Source organism: Acrocarpospora sp. B8E8 (assembly GCF_039871605.1).
Classification (GTDB): Bacteria; Actinomycetota; Actinomycetes; order Streptosporangiales; family Streptosporangiaceae; genus Acrocarpospora; species Acrocarpospora macrocephala.
On the sequence record NZ_JBDPLV010000049.1, the window covers coordinates 42,945 to 65,370 of the forward strand.

Annotated in this window: 11 protein-coding genes; 5 read left to right on the plus strand and 6 right to left on the minus strand. The window is 69.0% G+C overall.

The genetic code is table 11. From position 1 onward, the window contains the following. Window positions 1-74: 74 nt before the first annotated feature. Window positions 75-1,676, minus strand: coding sequence for a condensation domain-containing protein (locus tag ABGB08_RS36360; RefSeq protein ID WP_347600153.1), 1,602 nt, complete (start codon window positions 1,674-1,676; stop codon window positions 75-77). Further along, a complete protein-coding gene (locus ABGB08_RS36365) occupies window positions 1,673-8,263 on the minus strand; it encodes an amino acid adenylation domain-containing protein (protein ID WP_347600156.1) in 6,591 nt (2,196 codons plus the stop codon). The genes ABGB08_RS36360 and ABGB08_RS36365 overlap by 4 nt, the downstream gene beginning before the upstream one ends. 212 nt (window positions 8,264-8,475) lie before the next feature. Between ABGB08_RS36365 and ABGB08_RS36370 the strand changes: the two genes are divergently transcribed. Next, entirely contained in the window at window positions 8,476-13,737 is a 5,262-nt protein-coding gene (locus tag ABGB08_RS36370) for an amino acid adenylation domain-containing protein (RefSeq protein WP_347600159.1), read from the plus strand. A gap of 3 nt (window positions 13,738-13,740) precedes the next feature. Here the strand turns inward: ABGB08_RS36370 and ABGB08_RS36375 are convergent, their stop codons facing one another. Both ABGB08_RS36375 and ABGB08_RS36380 read right to left on the minus strand, forming a co-directional pair. Further along, a complete protein-coding gene (locus tag ABGB08_RS36375; RefSeq protein WP_347600162.1) occupies window positions 13,741-15,018 on the minus strand; it encodes an ATP-binding protein in 1,278 nt (425 codons plus the stop codon). 198 nt (window positions 15,019-15,216) lie between these two features. Then, on the minus strand, window positions 15,217-16,062 hold the full coding sequence (locus ABGB08_RS36380; protein ID WP_347600165.1) for an NAD(P)H-binding protein: 846 nt from the start codon (window positions 16,060-16,062) through the stop codon (window positions 15,217-15,219). Window positions 16,063-16,176: 114 nt separating this feature from the next. On the opposite strand from ABGB08_RS36380, the gene ABGB08_RS36385 reads away from it, so the two are divergent. Together ABGB08_RS36385 and ABGB08_RS36390 are read left to right on the plus strand one after the other, a co-directional pair. Beyond that, on the plus strand, window positions 16,177-16,800 hold the full coding sequence (locus ABGB08_RS36385) for a TetR/AcrR family transcriptional regulator (protein ID WP_347600168.1): 624 nt from the start codon (window positions 16,177-16,179) through the stop codon (window positions 16,798-16,800). A 130-nt stretch (window positions 16,801-16,930) separates the two neighbouring features. Beyond that, a complete protein-coding gene (locus ABGB08_RS36390; RefSeq protein WP_347600171.1) occupies window positions 16,931-17,215 on the plus strand; it encodes a hypothetical protein in 285 nt (94 codons plus the stop codon). Between the two features lie 332 nt (window positions 17,216-17,547). On the opposite strand, the gene ABGB08_RS36395 is transcribed toward ABGB08_RS36390, so the two are convergent. Next, entirely contained in the window at window positions 17,548-18,915 is a 1,368-nt protein-coding gene (locus tag ABGB08_RS36395) for a hypothetical protein (protein WP_347600174.1), read from the minus strand. A 93-nt stretch (window positions 18,916-19,008) separates the two neighbouring features. Here ABGB08_RS36395 and ABGB08_RS36400 point away from each other — a divergent pair, with 93 nt between their 5' ends. Then, window positions 19,009-19,641, plus strand: coding sequence for a TetR/AcrR family transcriptional regulator (locus tag ABGB08_RS36400; RefSeq protein ID WP_347600177.1), 633 nt, complete (start codon window positions 19,009-19,011; stop codon window positions 19,639-19,641). A 195-nt stretch (window positions 19,642-19,836) separates the two neighbouring features. Here ABGB08_RS36400 and ABGB08_RS36405 read toward each other — a convergent pair whose 3' ends face one another. After that, window positions 19,837-21,072, minus strand: a complete 1,236-nt coding sequence (locus ABGB08_RS36405; protein WP_347600228.1) for an alpha-amylase family glycosyl hydrolase — start codon at window positions 21,070-21,072, stop codon at window positions 19,837-19,839. Window positions 21,073-21,940: 868 nt separating this feature from the next. Here ABGB08_RS36405 and ABGB08_RS36410 point away from each other — a divergent pair. Beyond that, window positions 21,941-22,408: a zinc ribbon domain-containing protein gene (locus tag ABGB08_RS36410; RefSeq protein ID WP_347600180.1), complete on the plus strand. Its 468-nt coding sequence runs from the start codon at window positions 21,941-21,943 to the stop codon at window positions 22,406-22,408. Window positions 22,409-22,426 lie beyond the last annotated feature (18 nt).

Below are 22,426 nucleotides of genomic sequence, written 5' to 3' on the forward strand. Positions count from 1 at the left end.
CCTCGCAAGCGCTGGGCACTGTCGCTTCAGAGTTACCTATATTTCCTACCAAGTCAATCGGGTTAATCTGGAGTTCAGCGGCCGTCTCCTCCGGCCAGGCGGGGCTGGTCCTCCCAGCGCTCGCCCGGCGCGGGCGAGGTCGAGCAGATGATGTAGTGATGTGGGGCGATGGCGGACATGCGCCCCGGAAGGGCGGTCAGGCAGGCGTTGTGCAGCTCCTCTGGCGTGGTGTCCGCCGTCGTGTACGCCACGAGCCGCGCCCCCAGCCCCTCATCGGGCACCGCCACGACCTCCGAGCCCGGCGGAAGCAGCCGGCGCACCTCCGCCAGATCGGTCCAGCAGTTGTCGGATCTGACCCAGTCGTGGTCGCGGGGGAGCGGCGTGACGGCGAGTTCGGCGAGCGGGACGTCCCGGGTGGCCGCGTCGATGAGCAGGCGGGCCATGCCCTCGCCGACGGCTTGCGCGTCCGCGCGAGGGATGACGCGCGGATCAGCCCAGAGCGTGACGTCGAACTCGCCTTCGAGACGGTTGACCCACAGGGACAGCCGGGTCGGCAGCGTCGCCTCCGGAAGCCAGGTCGAGTGCACGCCGTCGCCGGAACGGATGACGCGCCCGCCCTGGCCCGGCACGCTCATGTCGTTGAACACGACGTCCCTGGCGAAGAACACGCCACGGTCGCGCTGCACGGCCTCCATGACGCGGATCAGGGCGGCGGAGTCGAACCTGCTGTTCTGGTACGCGGCGAGCGTGATCGTCCGCACCCCACGCAGCACATCGTCGAACGTGCCGGCGTCCAGATCCACGGGGACCAGGGCGTCCTGGGCCAGCGGTCCCACGTACTCGCGGAGGCCCGGGCGGAACCTGTTCGCCGAGATGGACAGGACGGGCACCACGGAGGCGCCGCCGCGCAGGCCGAGGAGCGTGGCCAGGGCCGCGAGGGTGGCCGCCGACGCGCTGACGCCGGTGCGCGCGGTGATCCGGCGCAGGGCGCGGGCGGCGGCGGCCGAGCGCACGCGCAGGCGGGGGAGCAGCCATTCGGTGCCGGTGTCGTCCACGGAGACCGTCAGGGTGGAGCGGGGGATGCGGCGCAGGTGCTCCTCCCAGTAGCGCAGCGCGGCGTCGGCGCGGCGCAGGCTGGCCGGGCTGCGCTCGCTCGCGGCCACGTCCAGCGGCTGCGGGGCGGTCACCGGGGGGAGGGGTTTGCCCAGGATGAGGGCGTCCCATTCGGCCAGCAGCACCGCCAGGCCGGTCGCGTCCACGACGCTGTGGGTGGTCACCAGGGCGACCTGGCAGGGCACACCGCCGCAGGTGACGGCGGCGACCCGGAACGGCACCTCGGACTCCAGGGCGAACCGCGTTCCCTGGAGTTCGCGGGCGAGTTCCTCGGCGGTCTCCTCCGGGGTGGCGGAGTCGCGGACCGGGATGGCCAGCTCTCCGGTTGCGAGCACGTGCTGGGTGTCGTCGCGGACGAGGGTGCGCAGGGACTCGTGCCGGGACATCAGCTGGCCCGCCGCCTCGGCCAGCGCGGCCAGGGTCGTCTCCGGCGGGAGGGGGCGTACTGCCCGGTAGTTCATGTGCTCGGGCGGGTCGGTGAGCACGCAGCGGACCATGTTCGCCTGGCCCATCGTCAGCGGGCCGGTGCGCGCTTCCGCCGCGCGGAAACGGGCGATGATCATGGGTCGCTCCTCACAGATCGGGCCAGCAGCGCCGCCTCCTCGTCGGAGAGCCCGTCCAGCTCCTCGACCAGCAGCGTCTCGACGGCCTCCGCCAGGGCGGCCACCGTGGAACCGTCGAACATGGTGCGAATCGGCACGTCCACGCCGGTGATCGACCGGATCCGGGCGATGACCCGCGCCGCCAGCAGCGAATGCCCGCCGATGGCGAAGAAATCATCCAGAGCGCCGACTTCGCCGACGCCGAGCACCTCGCCGTACACCTCGGCGACCAGCTGCTCCGCGTCCGTCCGCGGCGGCACGCTCCCGGCCTGGATTTCGATCTCCGGGTACGGCAACGCCCGCCGATCCACTTTCCCGTGCCGGGTCAGCGGCAGCTCCTCCAGCCACACCCACACCGAAGGGACCATGTAGGCGGGCAGCGCCTCCCCGGCGAACGCCGTCAGCTCGGCTCGGGTGACGCCGTCGGCGACGACGTACGCGGCCAGGCGGTCCTCGGCGGCGGTCACCGCGACCTGCCGCACCCGGGGGTGGGCGAGCAGCCGGGCCTCCACCTCGCCCGGCTCGACCCTGAACCCCCGGACCTTGACCTGCTCGTCGATCCGCCCGAGGAACTCCAGCTGCCCGTCGGGCCGCCAGCGGGCGCGGTCTCCCGAGCGGTAGAGCCGGGCCCCCTGCTCGCCCCAGGCGATGAACCGCTCGGCGGTCAGCTCGGGACGCCGCAGATATCCCCGCGCTACTCCGGCTCCGCCGATGCACAACTCACCCGGAGCTCCCGGCGGCACCGGCACCCCTGACCGATCGAGCACCACGACCCGCGTCTCCGCGATGGGCCTCCCGATCGGCGGCCTGGAGCCGGCTTGACCATCGGCCGGAATCAGGTTGGCCGCCGTGGCGATGATGGTGGTCTCGGTCGGCCCATACGTGTTGACGACCCGGATCCGCTCCCCGAACCGGGAACGCCACCGGGCGACAGCCGCGGCCTGAACTTCCTCGCCACCCAGAATGACCAGCCGAAGCCCGGACGGCCACGCGATCTCATCGATCTGCCCGACCAGGTGGTGCCAGTACGCCGTTGGCAGATCGAGAACCGTTGCCTCCTGCCCGTTCGGCGTGGCGAGAACGTCCGGGAGCGTGACCGGCCCATCGGGCAGGAGCTCCAGCGTGGCCCCGGCGGCGAGCGCCGGATAGATCTCCTCGGCGTGCGTGTCAAAACTCAAGGCAGCGAACTGCACGATCCGGTCACCCGGGCGAATGCCATACGCGGCCACCATCCACGCGACCCGGGCCGCCAAGGCGGTGTGCTCGATGAGAACACCCTTGGGAATCCCCGTGGAGCCCGAGGTGTAGAGCACGCAGGCGACGCCATCGGCGGACGTCGCGGTGGCTTCGGAACGCATGAAGGCGATGCGCTCAGCCGGAAGAGCCGGATCGATCGGAAGATAAGCGGCACCAGCCTTCCACGCGCCCAACAACGCCGCGATACCTTCCGGCGACCGCTCCAGCGACACCTGCCAGATCCCCGCGTCCTCCCCGCCACCGGCAACCGCCCCGACTTCGGCCGGACGTTGGACGTTTGGCCCCTTGCCCGCGACTTCGCCCGGATCTTCGGCCTTTCCGGAAATTTCGCCTTGATGCTGGATGTGTTCACCCTTGCTCGCGACTTCGCCACCGACGGCATGTTCGGCGGCGGTGCCGTTGCCGGGGCGTAAGCCGTTGTCACCCTCGCCCAGGCTTGCGCTCCCCGATACGCCGTTGCCCGGATATATGGCGCCTTTGCCGCCTGGCCTTGCGACGGTCTTCTCGATCATTTCGCCGAGTTCGCGGTATGTGACCTGGCGATTGCCGCAGCTGATGGCGACCAGATCCGGATATTTCTGGATCGAGTCGGTGATCAGGTCGAGGACGGGTCTCGGCGCCGGGAGGTGAGGGCCTTCGGAGACTGTCGCGAGGAACGTTTCGTCGGCTCCGGTGAGCAGGGGGAGGGCGGAGAGGGGCTGGGATGGATTGGTTGTGATGGACAGGAGGAGGCGTTCGAGGCGAGCCGCCATAGCTTCGATCGTCGCCGCGTCGAACAGCGCCGTGTCGTACTCCAGTTGCACGAGCAGCTCGGCGCCTTCGTCGTGCCAGGCTTCCAGCATCAGGTCGAACTTGGCCTGTGCGTGCCCGCCCGGGAAGCCCTCGACGGTGAGCCCGGCGAACGGGCGGGGTTCCCGGCCGGAGTCCTCGGTGTGCAGGATCGCCATGGTCTGGAACACCGGTGTCCGCGTCAGGTCGCGTTCGAGTTTGAGCGTGCTGACCAGCTCTTCGAACGGGATGCCCTGATGCGCGAACGCGTCCAGCACGCTCGTCCGGGTCGCGGCCAGCAGGTCGGTGAACGCCGGATCGCCGGACAGGTCGCCGCGCAGGACCAGGATGTCGGTGAGATAGCCGACCACGGATTCGAGCGCGAGCGTGTCCCGCCCCGCGTTGGAGGTGCCGACGAGGATGTCGTCCCGGCCGCTGTGCCGGGCCAGCAGCACCTGGTAGGCCGCCAGCAACGTCATGAACAACGTCGCCCCGTGCCGCCGGCCCATCGCGGTCAGCGCGGCCGCGTCCCCAGCGCTGAGCCGGAAGTCCACGGTGGCCCCCCGCCCGGCGCTGCCGACACTTCGCGGGCGATCCGTGGGCAGGTCGAGCGGCGTGGGATCGGCCAGCCGGTCCCGCCAGTACTCCAGCAGTTCCGCCGTGTCCCGCCCCCGCTGCCAGACGGCGACGTCCCCGAACTGCAACGGCACCTCGGCCAGCGAACGCCCGGAATAGGCGTCCGCGAGCTCATCCAGCATCAGATTGAGCGACCAGCCATCCCCGAGGATGTGATGCGCCACCAGGCAAAGCACATGATCGTCATCGCTCTGCCGGATCAACGTCACTCGTATCGGCGGCCGCTCATCCAGCGCGAACGGCGTGTTCACCCGCTCGGCGACGGCCTGTGCCACGTCGATGCCGGCCAACGGCCCCACCGGAAAACTCCCAGGCGGGTCGGCCGTTTGCCTGGCACCCGCGCCGGTCAGATATTCCCGCTGGAAGTTCTCCGGTTGCTCGATCGACTGCGTCGCGTCGGTGCCGGTCACATACTCCACTGGGAAGGGGCCTGGCGGGTCGATCACAGCGACGGGCACGCCGTCGGCGTCGGGGAAGTGGGTGCGCAGGCTTTCGTGGCGTCCGGCCACCACGCTGAACGCGTTCCGGAGCGCGTCCACGTCGAGCGGGCCGCGCAGGCGGCGGACCACCCACATGTTGAACGCGGCGTCCGTCTCGGGATACAGGCGGTTCAGGAACCAGAGGCGCTCCTGACCGCTCGACAGCGGCGGCGTCATCCCGGCCGGCCTCGGCACCGGCCCCTCCAGATCCGGTACGCCGGGCGCTTCCAGCAACTCCGCCAGCGCGGCGGCGGTCGGCCGGGTGAACACCTCCCGGACCTGAACCCGGATCGGCAACCGCGCGATCACCATCGTGGCCAGCAGTGAATGCCCGCCAAGCGCGAAGAAGTCGTCATATGCCCCGATCTCGCCCGCGTCCCGCCCGAGCACCTCCGCGAACACCGAGACGACCATCCGCTCGGCGTCCGTCCGGGGCGGCGTGCGGTCCGCCCGCGCGGCGGGGGCGTGCGCGGGCAGTGCCCCCCGGTCCACCTTTCCGTTGGGCGTCATCGGCATCTCATCGAGCACGATGACTTGCCGGGGAACCATGTAACCGGGCAGCACCCGCGCGGCATGCGCGCGAACATCGTCGGCGATGGAAATGCTCATCTGCGGGCGAATCCCGCCTGCGCCGGATTCCCCCATACGTTCCTGAACGCCGCCATTCGCAGTGGACTCGCTCGTATGCTCATGAACGTCGCCATCCACGGCGGAGCGGCTCGAATGCTTGTGAGCGTCGCTGTCCGGGCCGGATCCGCTCATACGCTTGTGAACGTCGCCATCCACAGCGGAGCCGCTCGAATGCTCGGGAGCGTCGCCGTTCGCGCCGGATCCGGTCATAGGCTCGTGAGCGTCGCCGGTAAGCACGATGAACGCGATCAGGGTGTCGTCGCGGACGGTCGCGACCGCTTGTCGTACCCCCGGGTGGGAGTCGAGGACGGATTCGATTTCGCCTAGTTCGATGCGGTGGCCGCGGAGTTTGATCTGGTTGTCGGTGCGGCCGAGGAATTCGATGGTGCCGTCGGGGCGCCAGCGGGCCAGGTCGCCGGTGCGGTAGAGGCGGGAGCCCGCGGGGCCGTACGGGGAGGGGACGAACTTTTCGGCGGTGAGGGCGGGGCGGCCGAGGTAGCCGGTGGTGACGCCGTTGCCGCCGAGGACGAGTTCGCCGGGGACGCCGATGGGGGACAGGCCGGACCGGCCGAGGATGTAGGCCCGAGTGTTGGTGATTGGGTGGCCGATGGTGATGTCGCTGGAGTCAACGTCCCAGGTCGAGGAGTAGATGGTGGTCTCGGTCGGGCCGTACCCGTTGATGAGGCGGGTGGTGCGGGCGCGCAACGCGAGGGCGAGCTGGGGCGACAGTGGCTCCCCGGCGGTGATTCCGGTTATTTCCGGGAAATCGCCGGTCAGCAGGATGCGCCAGCCGGACGGGGTCGCCTGCACGTGGGTGGCGCCGCTCCGCCGGATCAGCTCGGCCGCCGCCATCCCGTCGCGGGCGTGGTCGGCGGTGGCCATCACCACCCGGCCGCCGGTGATCAGCGGCAGGAACAGCTCGACCGCCGAGATGTCGAACGCCGTCGACGTCAGCGCCAGCCAGGCGTGCTCGGGCGTCGACCCGATCAGCTCCCGCATCGCGAGCAGCAGGTTCGTGAGCGCCGCATGCGGCACGACCACACCCTTGGGCCGCCCGGTCGACCCGGAGGTGTACAGCACATAAGCGGTGTCATCGGGACGCGGCAGCCACCCGGGCACCGGCTCGCCCGTATCACCGAGGTCGTCGTCGGTCAGCACCAGCACGGCCCCGGAATCCCGGAGCACGTAATCCACCCGGGCCTGCGGATACTCCGGATCCACCGGCAGATACGCCGCCCCGGCCAGCGTCACCCCGAGGAACGCGACCAGGATCCCCGGCCCTCGCGAGACCTGAACCGCGACCAGCGACCCGCGCCCGACGCCCTTGTCCCGCAGCCGCGCCGCCAGCCCCGCAGCACGCCCCACTAAATCCGCATATTTCATCTCATCCACGGCAACCGCGTCGGGAGTCGCCGCGGCCTGAGCCAGGACCAGATCGGCCAGCGTGACCGGCGGAACCTCCGCGAACGACCCCCTGCTCAGCAGCCAGTCCCGTTCCCCGGCGGGCAACATCTCCAGGTCGTGTACGCGCGCCTCCGGCGCCCCCACGATCGACTCCACCAGCACCTGAAACCGCTCCGCCAGCCGCCGCGCGGTCGCCTCCGCGAATACGTCCGCGCTGTAGATGAGCGACCCGACCAGCCCTCGGTTCGACGGCCACAGATCCAGCGACAGATCGGTGCGCGCCGCCATCCACCCCGGCGTGAACGGCGTCGCGTCCGTCCCCGGCACAGGCCCCGCCGACGCCTCCCCGGTGACCTGCGTGTGCAGCGCGAACATCGTCTGGAACAGCGGAGTCCGGCTCAGATCACGCTCGATCTCCAGCGCCCCAAGCAACCGTTCCAGCGGCACGTCCGCGTGGCTGATCGCCTCGATCACCGTCCGCCGGGTGCGCTTGACCGCCTCCAGGAAACTCGGATTCCCGCTCAGATCCGTCCGCAGCACCAGCGTCCCGGACAGATGCCCGATGAGCGGCTCCAGCTCGGTCCGATCCCGCCGCGCCACCGGCGAGCCCACGCAGAAGTCCTCCTGCCCGCTGTGCCGGGCCAGCAGCACCTGGTAGGCCGTCAGCCACACCATGAACGGCGTGCACCGATGCGCGCGCGCCAGCTCCGCGACCCCCGCCACCAGCTCGGGCGCGACCACGAACTCGACCTCGCCGCCGTCCCCGGTCCGCTGCGGCGGCCGGGGACGGTCGACGGGAAGCTCCAGCACGGGCGTCCCGGCCAGCGCCCGCGCCCAGCGCCCGAGCTCGGCGGGCTCGTTGGCCCGTTCCGCGCGCGCGTGCTCGGCGTACTGCAGGGGCAGCGGCGGCAGCGGCGGACGTCCGGCGTAGTAGTGGGCGATCTCGTCGCTGAGCAGGGCCACCGACATGCCGTCGGCGATGATGTGGTGCAGCGTGATCGCGAGGATGTGGTCGTCGGGCGCCAGCCGTACCAGGGTGACCCGGAGCGGGGGAGCGGCGGACAGGTCGAACGGCGCGTTGGCGGCGGTGGAGACGATCTGGCGGGCTTCGTGCAGGTCCGCGGTGTCCCTGACGGTGATCGTGATCGGCTCGGGCGGGCAGAGGATCGCGACCGGCGTGCCGTCGATCTCGTCGAAGCGGGTGCGCAGGGATTCCTGACGGGCGGCCACCGCCGTGAAGGCCGCGGCCAGGCGATCGAGGTCGATCGGGCCGCGCAGCCGGTCGGCGTGGCAGGTGTTGTAGGAGTGGTCCTCAGGGTCGAGCCGATGCAGGAACCAGAGCCGTTCCTGGCCGTACGAGAGCGGCTGTGCCACGGAAACCGCCAAACTGGAAAGTTTGTTACTGGAAAGTTTGCTTACAGATCTGAGGACGGCGTCAGTGAACCACGCTGCACGCGCGCGCGACAAGCCCTAGTTTTCATGCCTTGCCGGTGGTTTATGGACCGTGTCACACTGTCGATCACTTGCAAACTGTAAAGACTCTTTCCGGTAAGTATCTTTACAGATCTCTGTCGTCGGAGGATGTCGTGAGCACACTGTCGGCCGACAAGAGGGCCCTGCTCGCTCAGCGGCTGCGCCGCCGCGAGGAGACCCGCGCCATCCCGCCGCGCGACCCTTCGGCCGGACTCGTGCTCTCCCCGGCCCAGGAACGGCTCTGGTTCCTGGAGCAGTACCGGCCGGGCACCACTACGTACACCGTGCCGCTGACCGTCAGGATCGAAGGCGAACTCGACGGTGTCGAGGCGGCGCTCGGCGAGATCGTCCAGCGCCACGAGGCGCTGCGCACCCGCTTCACGGCGACCGAGGACGGCATCCCGGTCGTGACCGTCGACCCCGGCGCGCGCGCCGAATTCCGGCAGGCCGACGCCGGTTCACCGGCCGAAGCCCGCCTCCTGATCGAAACCGAACTCACCCGGACCTTCGACCTCGCCGCGGGCCCGCTCCTGAGAGCCCTGCTGGTACGGCTCGAGCCCCGCGACCACGTCCTCCTCCTCGCGGCCCACCACCTGGTGACCGACGGCATCTCCTTCGACGTGATCCTGTCGGAGCTCCTGGCCCTGTGCCGGGGCGAGACACCTGCGCCGCCCCCGATTCAGTACGGTGACTACGCCCACTGGCAGCGGGACCGGGACCTCGGCAGGGAGACCGCGTACTGGCGGGACCGGCTCGAAGGGGTGCCGGTTCTGGAACTGCCCACGGATCGGCCCAGACCAGCCGAGATGGGCCACGCGGGAGCGGTGTTCGACTTCCCGGTGGAAGTGCCGCTCGGGTCGCTGGCCGTCGGCGGGGCGACCCCCTACATGATCCTTCTGGCCGCGTATCAGGTGCTGCTCGGCCGGTACTCGGGGCAGAGCGACTTCGCCATCGCCACTCCGGTGGCCGGTCGCAGCCTGCCCGAACTGGATCGGGTCGTCGGCATGTTCGTCAACACGCTGGCGATGCGAGCCGATCTGTCCGGTGATCCGTCGTTCAGCGAGTTCCTGGCGCGGACCCGGTCGCTCGCGCTGGACGCGTACGCCCATCAGGATCTGCCCTTCGACCGGCTCGTGAGCGAGCTCAACGTCGAGCGGGATGTCAGCAGGTCGCCGATCGCGCAGGTGACGCTGGCGCTGCAGAACTTCAGGACCGGGCTGGACCAGCATGGGCTGCGGTTGAGCGCGTTTCCGGTGGAGCCTGGGATCAGCCGGTTCGACCTGTCGCTGTATCTCTACGAGACGGGCGAGGGATTCGTCGGGCAGTTCGCGTACAACACCGATCTGTTCGATCAGGCGACCATCGCCCGCATGTCCCGGCATTTCACGAATCTGCTGCGGGAGATCGTGGCCGATCCGGACCGGCGGCTGTCCGAGCTGGCGCTGCTGGATTCGGAGGAACGAACCCAGGTCCTGGGCTTCGCCGCAAGCCCAGCCGCGTCCGCGCCCGTCGCGTCTCTTCTGCACGAGGTCGTGGCGGGACCACCGGGGCGGGTCGCGGTAACGTGCGGCGACGATTCCCTGACATATGCCGAATTGGCCGAGCGATCCGACGCGCTCGCCGGACGATTACGCGAACTCGGCGCGGCCGCGGACACGCGAATCGGGATATGTCTGGAACAGTCCGTGGAAGTGGCTGTCGCCGTGCTCGCTGTGCTCAAGGCGGGAGCGGCCTACGTGCCCCTCGACCCGGCGCAGCCCGCCAGCCGCCTCGCGTACATGATCGAGGACGCGGGAATCCAGATCGCGATCGCCACCACGCAGCTCCCTGTCGACCACCTGATCCCCCCGGACGCTGTCCCGATCGACGACTCAGATGTGATTCGTCCGGTATCCGGCGACCTCGCGTATGTGATCTACACCTCCGGCACGACCGGCCGCCCCAAAGGGGTCGCCGTCCAGCACCGCCAGGTCCTCGAATACCTCGCGGGAGTGCGCGAGCGCCTGGCCGTCGAGCCCGGCGGGAGTTACGCCCTCCTGCAATCCCTCTCCTTCGACTTCGGCATCACGGTCTTCTACCTGTCGCTGATGACCGGCGGCACCCTCCACCTGCTCAACCCTCGCCTGCCCGCCGCCGAACTGGCGGAGACCCTGCGCGGGACCGACTACCTGAAGATCACCCCAAGCCACCTGGCGTCCCTGCTCCAGGAGACCGACGTCCTCCCGCGCAAACTCCTGATCCTGGGCGGCGAAGCTTCCCAGGCCGACTGGGCCGCCTCTCTCGTCCGCCCGGGCTTGCGCGTCGTCAACCACTACGGCCCCACCGAAGCCACCGTCGGCGTCACCACCCACGACGTCGGCACCGCCACCGGCCTGCTCCCGATCGGGCGGCCGCTCCCGGGCGCTCGCGCGTACATCCTGGACGAACGCGGCGAACCCACCCCCATCGGCGTGGTCGGCGAGATCCACCTCGGCGGCGACCGCCTGGCCCGCGGCTACCTCGGCCGCCCGGCGCTCACCGCCGAGAAGTTCGTCCCCGACCCGTACGGCGAACCCGGCTCCCGCATGTACCGCACCGGCGACCTGGGCCGCTGGCTGCCCTCCGGCGAACTGCAATTCCTCGGCCGCCGCGACCTCCAGGTCAAGGTACGCGGCTACCGCGTCGAACTCCCCGAGATCGAAGCCGTCCTCACCCGCCACGACGCCGTCGCCCAGGCCGTCGTCGACTTCCGCCGCGACCGCCTCGTCGCCTACCTCGTCGGAGACTCCGCCGGCGAACGGCCGTCGTTACGTGGCTACCTGGCCGAGCGCCTCCCCGACTACATGATCCCCGCCCGCTACGTCTGGCTCGACGAACTCCCCCTGAAATCCCACGGCAAGGTCGACCGGGACCGCCTGCCCGAGCCCTCCGACGAACGATCCGCCGACGAGGTCTACGTCCCCCCGGCCACCCCGCTCGAACAGGCCATCGCCGACGTCTGGGCGAAAGTCCTCGAACTCGACCGGGTCGGCGCCGAAGACGACTTCTTCGCGCTCGGCGGGCACTCCCTGCTCGCCGCCCAGGTGGTGGCCCGGCTGCGGAAGGTCACCGACCGCCCGGTCACCATCATGGACATCTTCCGCCACCGCACCGTACGCGCGCTCGCCTCCCGCGCCGACGAAGGACCGCGCCGCTTCCTGCACCGGCTCACCCCCGCCCGCCCGGCCACCCGCACCCTCGTCTGCGTCCCGTACGGCGGCGGCAGCGCGGCCATCTACCAACCCTTGGCCGACGCGATGCCCCCCGAGTGGGCCCTGCACTCGGTAGCCGTACCGGGCCAGGAATGGGGTCTGGACGAGGAGACGCGGCCAATCGCCGAGGTCGCCGACGCCTGCGTCCAGGAGATCCGCACCACCGTCCAGGGCCCGCTCTCCCTGTACGGCCACTGCGGCCTCGGCGTCATGCTCGTCGTCGAGATCGCCCGCCGCCTCGAAGCCGAGGGCAGAACCGTCGACGCCGTCCACGTCGGCGGCATCTTCCCCTTCGCCCGCCCCTCCTCGATGGCCACCCCCCTCCGCGACCTGGGCGAACGCCTGCGCAGCGACCGCGTCTGGGCCAACGCCCTGATCGCCGCCGGACTCGACATCGAGGAACTCGACGACGACCAGCTCAAGGCCATCATCCGCAATCGCCGCGAGGGCACCCGCGAAGCGGAGGCGTACTTCACCCGCCTGTACGCCCATGACACGGCGGAACGCCTCACCGCCCCCATCATCTCGGTCGTCGGCGAACGCGACCCGGCCACCGAGTTCTACCAGGAGCGTTTCCGCGAGTGGCATCACCTCACGGACGCCGCCGCCCTGGTCGTCCTGGACGAGGCGGGCCACTTCTTCCTCAAGCACCGCGCGGCGGAACTGGCTGAGATCGTCACGGGCACGCAGGACGCGATCGCCGCGGGCCGTACCGAACGGATAGAGCGAGCCCCAGACCGCTCCTGGTGGCTGCACGGAACATCCACGCCGGGCGACGTGCTCGCGCCCGCCACCCGCCCCAGCCTGAAACGCTTCGGCGCGGTCGCCGCCGGGCAGCTCGTCTCCATCGTCGGGTCGGCGCTCACCGAGTTCGCCATCCCGCTCTGGATCTACGTCACCACCGGCTCCCTGGTCAGCTTCGCCCTGTTCTCCGTCATCGCCCTCGTCCCCGGCATGCTGGTCGCCCCCCTCGCCGGCGTGATCGCCGACCGGTACGACCGCCGCCGCGTCATGCTCGCCGGAGACGCCGGCGCGGGCGGCACCCAGCTCGCCCTCGGCCTGCTGCTCTGGACCGGCAACCTGCAGACCTGGCACGTCTACCCGCTGCTCGCGCTGCTCTCGGTGGCCCTCACCTTCCAGCGCCTCGCGTATGGCGCGGCGATCCCGCAGCTCGTGCCCAAGCGATACCTCGGCCACGCCAACGGCATCGTGCAGATGGTCACCGGCACCGCCCAGCTGATCGTCCCGCTGATCGCCGTCGGCCTGATGGCCGCGATCGGCCTGGAGGGCATCCTGGTCCTGGACGTGGTCAGCTACGCGTTCGCGTTCACCTCGGTGCTGCTGATCCGGTTCCCGAAGACGATGGGCTTCCGCCGCCGCGAATCCCTGCTCACCGAGATGGCCGAAGGTTTCCGCTACACCTGGGGCAACCGCAACTTCCGCGCCATGCTGCTGTTCTTCGCCGGCCTGAACGTGTTCCTGTCCCCGCTGTTCCTGCTGCTCAGCCCGCTCGTGCTGGCCTTCGCCACGCTCACCGACGTGGGCAGGGTGTCGTTCGCGGGGGGCGTGGGCGTCCTGCTCGGCGGCCTGGCCATGACCGTCTGGGGCGGCCCGCGCCGCCACCGCCTGCGCGGCGTGCTCCTGGCCACCCTGGTGCTGGCCGTGTTCTGCCTGGTCACCGGCGTACGGCAGGACCTGCTCGTGATCGCGGCCGGGGCGTTCGGCATGTCGCTCGCGCTCACCCTGGTCAACGGGATCTACGCCACGATCATCCAGGTCAAGGTCCCGCAGCGGTTCCACGGCCGGGTCATCGCGCTCAACACGCTCATCGCCTGGTCCACCCTGCCGCTCGCGTTCGGCCTCGTCGCCCCCTACGGAAGCGCCCTGTTCGAGCCGCTGCTGGCCGAAGGCGGGCCGCTCGCCGGAACCGTCGGCGCGGTGATCGGCGTCGGCGAGGGCCGCGGCATCGGCTTCATGTACGTGGTGTTCGCGCTGGCCATCGCGCTGATCGCGGTCATCGCGCTGCGCGTGCGGCGGCTGGCCCGCTTCGACGCGGAAGTCCCGGACGCGCCACCCGACGACCTCCTCGGCCTCCAGACCGTCGAACGCCGCCGCGCGGAAGCCGCCGAACGCCAAGCCGGGTGATCCTTATCGGGCTCCGGGTCGCCGGGTGCCGGGGAGCGGGAGCCGGATGACGAAGCGCACGCCGGTGGGTTCTGACTCGACGTCGAGCGTTCCGCCGTGCGCCTCCACGACCTCGCGAGAGATGGCCAGGCCGAGCCCGGTGCCGCCCTTGCCCCGGCTGCGGGCCGTGTCCAGCCGGGTGAACCGTTCGAAGATCCGCGCCTGGTCGGCGGCCGGGATCGGCTCGCCGTCGTTCCAGACGGCCAGCTCCGCCTGATCGCCGGTGCGCCGCACGTCCACGCTCACCTCCGTGGCCGCGTGCCGGTCGGCGTTGCTCAGCAGCTCGTTGATCGCGCGCGCCAGCTGCGACACCACGCACTCGACCCGGACGCCCGGCTGCAGGTCCAGCTTGGCCACCACCCGCGCGGGCCGGGCCGCGACGTGGGAGGCGACCAGGTTCGCCAGATCCACCTCCTCCCGCGCCGTCGTCTGGGCCGCGCCCATCCTGGCCAGGAAGAGCAGGTCGGTGACGATCGACTCAAGCCGGTCGGTGTCCCGCAGCGCCGCCTCGATCGCGTCCGCCATGTCGTCCGGGTGCAGCTGCCCGCTCTCCAGCTGCGCCCGGATTCCCGCGATCGGCGTGCGCAGCTCGTGCGAGGCGTCGGCGGCGAACTGCCGCTGCTTCATCACGGCCTGCTCCATCCGGTCCAGCGCCCGGTTCGCGGTCCTGGCCAGCCTGGCGATCTCGTCCTCGCTCTCCGGCTCCGGCACCCGGCGGCTCAGATCGTTCTCGGTGAGCTCGGCCAGTTCGGCGCGGATGTCCTCCACCGGCCGCAGCGCCCGGCCCGCGATCCGCCAGGCCACCCAGCCGATGAACGCGATGAGCAGGATCAGCTGGACCGCGATCACCGTGGCCAGGATGCGGCTGCGGACGACGGGCGGGGTCTGCTTTCCCGCGTACACGACCGGGGAGTCCGGGGCCGGGGTGGCGCGGACCGCGGTCACGTGCACGCACCGGCCGTCCGGCAGCGGACAGGACACCAGCTCCCTGATCCGGTCGTAGGGCCCCGGCCAGACCGGGCTCAACGCCGGCAGATCCCGGGCCGCGTTACTGGTCGCCAGGATCCGCCCCCCGGGCGCGACCACCTGGATCATGTCTACCCCGTTCTGCGGCGGGATCGGGTTGATGACCACTTCCCCGTTGCGGATCCGCGTCGCCACCTGCGAGGCCACGTCCTTCGCCTCCTCCCAGATGTTCGTGGCGACCACCTGCCGGGTGATCACGTCGGTCGCCACTCCCACGGGGATGAGCGTGATAGCCGCAACCGCTATCGCGCCAAGTGTCAGACGCCCGCGTATAGACCGGATCCGCGACCAGGGGAGGGACATCCCCCGAGGCTACTGACGAGGCTCTCAACAGCTGTCCGCGACAACCTCAAGCCACGCCCAAGTCCCGCCCCGAACAGGGTGCGGAAGCGGCGGAACGTCACCTCGGGTTGGTCACCGGAAGGCGGCAATGTTGCGGATCGCCCATTCGGCGAATGTGCAAGGCGTGCGGCCGAGGACCTGCTCGACGTCGGCGCTGATCCGCTGCTCGGCGGGGGTGGGCTCGCCGATGATGGCCAGGGTGGTCTCGACCACGGGCTCGGGCATGAACCGCAGCATCTGCGCGCGGGCCTCGTCGCGGGTCTGCTCGACGAACCGGATCGGCTCGCCGAGAGCCGCGGCGATCGCCTCGGCTCGTTGGCGGGGCGTGCTGAGGGCGGGCCCGGTCAATTCGTAGACCTGCCCGGCGTGACCGTCCTCGCGCAGGGCCGCGGCGGCGACCTCGCCGATGTCGGCCGGGTCGATCAACGGCAGCCCGGTGTCGCCGAACGGCGCGGCGGCCGTACGCCGCGCGCGGATCGTCTCGGCCCACGCGAAGGTGTTGGAGGCGAAGCCACCAGGCCGCAGGATCGTCCAGTCCATGCCCGACTGCCGGATGGCGTCCTCAATGGACCGTCCCCCGATCCCATGGGAGGACGACTGCGGCCGGGTCGCGACCCCCTGGGAGGACAGCAGGACGACCCGTCGAACCCCGCCGGCTTTCGCGACGTCGAGGATGCCCTGCGGGCTCAGCAGGTGCGCACTGGCACCGCCATCGTGGAGGAAGACCGCGTCGGCGCCGTCGAAAACGGGCCGAAGGCTCTCTGGGGCGGCCAGGTCCGCCTGCCGGTGCCGTACACCTTCCGGCACGGCCACGCCCGAGACTCCTCGGGACACCGCCGTCACCTGCTCACCGGCTGCCGCGAGTGCCTGCACGAGCGGTCGGCCAACGTTGCCGGTGGCTCCCGTCACTACGATCATGAACTTCTCCCATGGATTGCGATCACTGATGCCAGGAGCCTTCTCCGGGCTGAGTTAGTTGACTAACTTAGGAGAAACATAGCAGCCGGACCGCGGTTGTCTATAGTTAGTTAGGTGACCAACTTGAAGAAGAGCGAGCGGGCTCCGGTCGACGCGATGCGGGGCAAACGGGAGCGCCTGACCGCCGCCGCCGTGAAAATGCTGCATGAGCAGGGCGTCGAGAAGACAACGCTCGCCGACATCGCACGGGCGGCCGACGTCCCGGTAGGCAACGTCTACTACTACTTCAAGACCAAGGACGACCTCGTCGAGGCGGCCATCGGCGCGCACGCGCGGCGCCTCCAAACAATGATCGCTGCACTCGACGAGCTCCCCGCTCCGCAGGACCGGCTGAAGACGCTCATCGGCGGCTGGGTACGGCAACGCGACCTCGCCGCACAGTTCGGCTGCCCCACCGGCACCCTCTGCTCCGAACTCGACAAGCGCGCCGACGGTCTCGACCGCACCGCGGCCAAGGTCATGCAGGGTCTGATCGACTGGAGCGAGCAACAGTTCCGCTCGATGGGCCGAAGCGACTCCCGCGACCTCGCGGTCGCTCTGATCGCCGCGTACCAGGGAATCTCGCTGCTCACCAACACCTTCCGCGACCCCGAGCTCATGACCCGCGAAGGCGACCGCTTGGAACGCTGGATCGACTCACTCGGCGGGCCGTCAGAAGATCCCGACGACCTCAGCTAGATCTCTCCGGCGGGCGCGTTCTCGCCTCGTGAGCTCCACGCCGCGCCCGGAGAATGCTTCCGCGGCTCCCTGACGCCCGCCTGCGATCATGATCGTGTCAGTGGTTCCATCGGCTGTCTTCGGGGGAGACATGATCCGCAAGCTCATCGTGATCGCCATGCTCGGGGCCGGATTGTCGGCCATGCCATCGTGGGCGGCCGCCGACGCGGTCCTCTCGCAAACGCAGGACCCCTGCCCGCCGGACCCGGCGGCAGAATGCCCGGGTGTGTGCCCGCCCGGGCACGTGTGCGTGCCGTCGCCCAAGCAGTGCGTCACCACGCCGTGCCCGCAGTTCGAGTGCGTGCTGCTTCTCCGTGGTACGCACGAGGGGATGACCCCGCTACCGGCCATCCCCCGCGTGGCGGAACCCGCGTAGAAGCGACCGGGGCCCGTACGGATCAGCTCGAGCCCGTCGGCCTGGTCTGCGGGGCTGGCCCCGCCGTGCCTCCCAAGCGCCTGCGAGGTGGCCACCAGGTTATTGAGCGCCATGGCCGACTCCGCGCTGACGCCGTACGCCCTGCATCGCGTGGTGCGCGAGCTGCGGCGGCTCAGGCCCAGCCGCGCTCACGCTCCGGGCTCCCTTCCTCCATCTAGGCGGATGAAGGGAGCCCGGGCGGGCCGCTTGTGAGACGCGGCCCGCCCGTCAGCCTCGGTCAGCGGCAGAGCATCCTTCCGCAATTGCAAGGGAGCTCACGCGATTCAGGCGGGTTAGTAGGAGGTGAGGATTTTGAGGCCGAAGGTCCCTAGCGTGCCCTTGATCGGGGCGTACCAGACCACGCTGGAGCAGCGCCGAAGCGGCGTGGTGCTCGCGGGCACTCCCGTGCAACTGGCGGGGTGGTTGGGGTCGCCGGCCGAGATGGTGCCCTTGGCGATGACGTGCGACTGGTCAGGGGTGAGTTGACCCACCGGCCCGCCGCTGTCGCCCTGGCCGGTGGCGTTCTGCCCATTCAGCTGGACCGCCTTAACCATGGGCTTATAGAACTTGGGCAGCCCGTCTCCGGAGCCGTCACCGTCCACATCCTCGCCCGAGGCGACCCAGATGTGGGTGCTGGGGTCGGTGACCTGGATATTGCCCCGGAATCCGGAGCGGGACCCGCTGGTGAACACGATCTCGCCACGGAGACTGGCGGTGGCGTCCGACACGGGCAGGCTGCTCGCATCGGCATAGGGCGCCTGGCTGGAGGCGAACGCTCCCACGTAGACACGCCCGCCGGTACTCGCCGATCCACTCGGGATGGGCACAATGGATGGGTCCATCACACCCGCGTCGCGCTGTGCGTCGATGCGTGTGAACTCGCCGATGTAGTCGCTCCCCGCGTGGGTCGGGTCGCCGGTGACGGCGTCCATGCCGATGGCGCCGCAGTGACCTGCGGTCACCATCATGTGGTGGTTATACAGGTCAACCACGGAGAAGCCAGACGTGCATCCCCCGCCCAGGGCGGCCACGAAGAAGGCCGCGCCGCCCCAGAACGGCGAGGTGTCGTGGTAGCGGTCATACATCGGCATCGGCGCCTCACCCTGGTGCACTTCCAGGTGGATGGGGCTGGCCGGGGCGGCCGGAGCGACCCCTGCGGTGCGTCGCAGGGTCACGTCGAGTCCGCTTGCGTCGGGCAAAAGGCCGATCTCGGCCAGCTGACCCGGGGGCGTTTCCCGGCCGATCCGGTCCTGTTCTAACAACAACTCCCGCTCCGAGTAGCGGGCTGGGAGAACCTCCACCGGGACCGTGCGCCGGAGTTGGTCGATGAGCTGCCCGACCCGCTCGGGCAAGAGCCCCTTCCAGTAGACCTTTACGGCGCGGTCGAGCGGGTTGGCGCTGATCGAGCCGAGCTGGTCCCCGCCCGCGGCCGCTGCCGCGTCGACGATCGCGATCGCGGCGTCGTGCAGTTCGGACTGGACGGTGAACACTTCCCGCCAGGAGCCGTAGCCGTCGGGGACCGGGTCGCTGATGACGACGGGCCGATTTTCGACCGGCTTGTCGTCGGCGGGGTCGGCCATCGCGGCCGACTGCCCGCCCAGCATCGTCGCGGTGAGGGCCAGCGCGCCGACAGAGATGAGAGTCCGACGTAACACGGACATGATCTTTCTCCTTTTTCATGAGACGGTCTGTCTTTCATAAGACAGTGTGTACTTCATTGGGCATATCGTCAATGGAATGTAGGGTGTCCAGGTATGAATACGCGTAAGTACGAGCAGCGTCTGCGGGCCGATACGGCCGCGGAGAACCGCCGCCGGATCCTGCAGGCCGCCTACGACCGGTTGCGTGAGGCGCCGTCCGAGCCGCTCAGCCTGGACAAGGTGGCGAACAAGGCTCGGGTCGCCCGGTCCACCATCTATGTGATCTTCGAGTCGCGGGCCGGGTTGTTCGACGCGGTGTTCCGCGATCTTTTGGACCGGGCCGGGTTCGACCGCATCGTCACCGCGGTGGCCCACCACGACGCGGGCGAGCACCTGCGCGGCAGCCTGCGCGCCGGCGCCCACGTGTACGCGGCCGAACGTGGTGTGGTGCGCGCGATCTATTCGATGGCCGCGCTCCATGCCGACGCCCTGGCCGACACCGTCCGGCACGATGAGGTCGGACGCGCCGAAGGCATGCGCCATCTGGCCCAGCGCCTGGCCGACCAGAACCTGCTCCGGGCCGACATCACCGTCCAGGAGGCCACCGACATCCTGTACGTGATCAGCAGCTTCGACACCTTCGACCTGCTGTTCACCGGCCGCGGCCTGGCAGCCGACGAGGTCGCCGACCGGCTGATCGCCATGGCAGAAAGTGCGCTGGTTCACCAGGTCGGCCAGCCGCGGTAGCGGACGGTCGGCGGTGGGCGCTCAGCGCGGGGCTCGGCCGTGGCCGGGTCAGGCGGCCAGCAGAGTTGGCCCTCAAGCCACGCCCAATTCCCGCCCCGATGAGCCGGTGCGCGAACTGCGGCTCAGACCCGCCGCAGCCACGCTCTGGGCTCCCTTCCTCCATGTGGGCGGATGAAGGGAGCCCGGGTTACCGCGTTAGTTCAGGTAGGGGCCGGTCGTGCCGACCTTGCCGACGGTTGAGTTCAGTACGTACGTCCGGAGGTTGCCCTTGCCGGACAGTGGGATGGTGCGGGAACCGGTGGTGACGGTTTTCACGTCGCCGGTGATGGCGTCGGTGCAGGTGCCGTTGGAGATGCCGGTGAAGGTGGCCGGGCCGGAGATTGTCACTAGGACGAAGCTGTCGGTGGGGCCTTCGGTGAAGCGGCGTTTGAAGGCCATTTGGCCGGTGACGCCCTGGGTGGAGTACTGGCCTTTCTGGAGGGCGGGGACGGCGCGGCGGAGCTGGTTGAGGCGTTGGACGTGTTTGGCCAGGGGGTGGGAGAGGGTGGTCGCGACTGGTCCGGAGGCGGCGGAGACCACGCCGAAGTCGGTGGTGGTGATGGTTCCGGAGAGTTTCTCGCCGTAGTAGGCGCGGCCGGTTGTGGCCAAGGGGGCAGGTGGGGCCGCAGTCGATGGGCTTGCCTGCCTGGAATTCGATTTCTGAGCCGTAGTAGAGGGTGGGATGCCGCGGAAGGTCCACATCAGGGACATGTTCTCGGCCCAGGCGTCGGTGCCGCCGGCGTAGCGGACGGTGGACTTGTTGGGGCCGTAGTCGTGGGAGTCGACGTAGACGGTGTTGTAGGTGGCGTCGTTGTAGCTGTCGTCGGAGTCGCGGCCGTTGTTGAAGGCGTTGGCGGCCTCGCCGAAGTTCATGTGCATGCGCATGTCGATGACGTTCATGCCGGAGAACTTGGCGTGGTCGGGGGCGTGGTAGGTGTTGCCGTTCAGGAAGGCGTTGTCGCTGGTGGGCTGGCCTGCGGGGCCCAGCAGGTTCTCGTAGTCGTATTGCTCGATGGCGGCTTTCACGTCGTCGGGGTCGTAGGTCTGGCGTTCCTTCCAGGTGAAGAACTGGGCGGAGTGGTTGACGGAGCCGCGGTTCCATTTGTCGTGGACGAAGGCGGCCACCTCGCCGAAGACGTAGAAGTCGGCGGCTTTCTCGGGGCCGAACTTCTCGGTGGCGTGCTGGCGCAGGGCGGGGAGGAAGCGGCGGTTCCAGGTGTTGCGCGGGATGTGCACGGCGGTGTCGCGGAAGCCGTCCACGCCCATGTCGATGAACTTGTTGTAGACGTCGATCAGGTAGTTCTGGACGGCGGGGCTTTCGGTGTTGAAGTCGGCCAGGTCGTCGTGGAGCCAACAGCTGCGGGCGTCCTCGCCTCTCAGTTGCCGATCCAGTACTGAGGATAGAAGATAACTTCAGGGGCCAATGGAGGGTGATCCATGGTCAAGTTGTCCGCACTCGATCCCGGCTACGTGCCCGTGGTCTCTTACGCTCGCATCTCCGCCGACAAGACACGCGACGGACATGGCGTCAAGGATCAGCACAAGATCAATCGTCGGACTGCGGCTAAGCATGGGTGGACGATAGTTCACGAATTCACGGACAACGACAAATCCGCAGCAAAGATCAAGGTCATACGTGACGACTTGAGGCCATGCTGAAAGCGCTTCGGGCCGGGCAACTAAATAATGGCACGCCGGTACGTGGGGTCATTGTCTGGGTTGCGGATCGCCTCGTGCGACACCCGGGTGATTGCGAGCGCTTCGTTGATGCTTTCACGTATAACGAGGGCTTTGTTTATGCAGACGAAGATAGGGTGCTAGATCTCTACAACGAAGACGTTGAAGATGCTGGGCTAATGGCTGCGGTTCAGGCCAGAAAGGAAGTACGGGAGATCCAACGTCGTGTCCGCCAGGCCCATCGGCGTCGGGCTGAGGCTGGTATTCCGGTCGGAGGGCCCAGACCGTTCGGCTGGAAGGAAGATCGCCGAACGCTCGAACCTGTCGAGGCGAAGCTCATCAGTGATGCAGTCGATAAGTTTATCGCGGGGCAATCCAGGGCTTCTATCGCCACTGAGTGGAATCGCGCTGGCGTACGTACGCCGCAAGGTAATCTATGGAAGCCGAACAGTGTGCGGCAAGTAACTTACAGCGCGCGCATTTGCGGCTGGCGTGAGCTAGACGGGGAGTTAGTGCGTGACGATAGCGGGGACCCCGTCGTCGGTGAATGGGCAGGCATCGTCACGCCTGAAAATGGCTGGCAGTGCGCGAGATCCTTGCTGCACGTGCGGGGAAGCGCGTCGATGCGTCGGGTAACGTGATCGGCGACCTTCCTCGTGATCATCGCGATCCCTCGCATCTGCTCACTGGGATACTACGCTGCGGAAAGCCGAAAGACGGCGGGGGTGCCTGTGACAGCCGCCTACGGGTGAAGACCTACACCGACGGAAAGGTTTTTCGCTACGTCTGTCAGTCGCCATCCGCTGGTGGCTGTTCGGGCGTAGGGCGTCGTGGGGACCTGGTCGACCACTTCATATCGGAACTCGTTTTGCACAAAATGGAAGAAGTGCAATTCGCTCAGTCCGAAGGAGTCGAGTGGTCCTATGAACAGGAATATCGGGAGGCCACTGAGCGGCTGGAAGAGTTTACCGATAAGTGGATCGCCGCGGAATTCTCGAATGATCATTATTATCGAGTCCTCCCCAAGCTTCAAAAGAAATCCGTCGCCTAAGGTCCGAAAGGGCGAAGT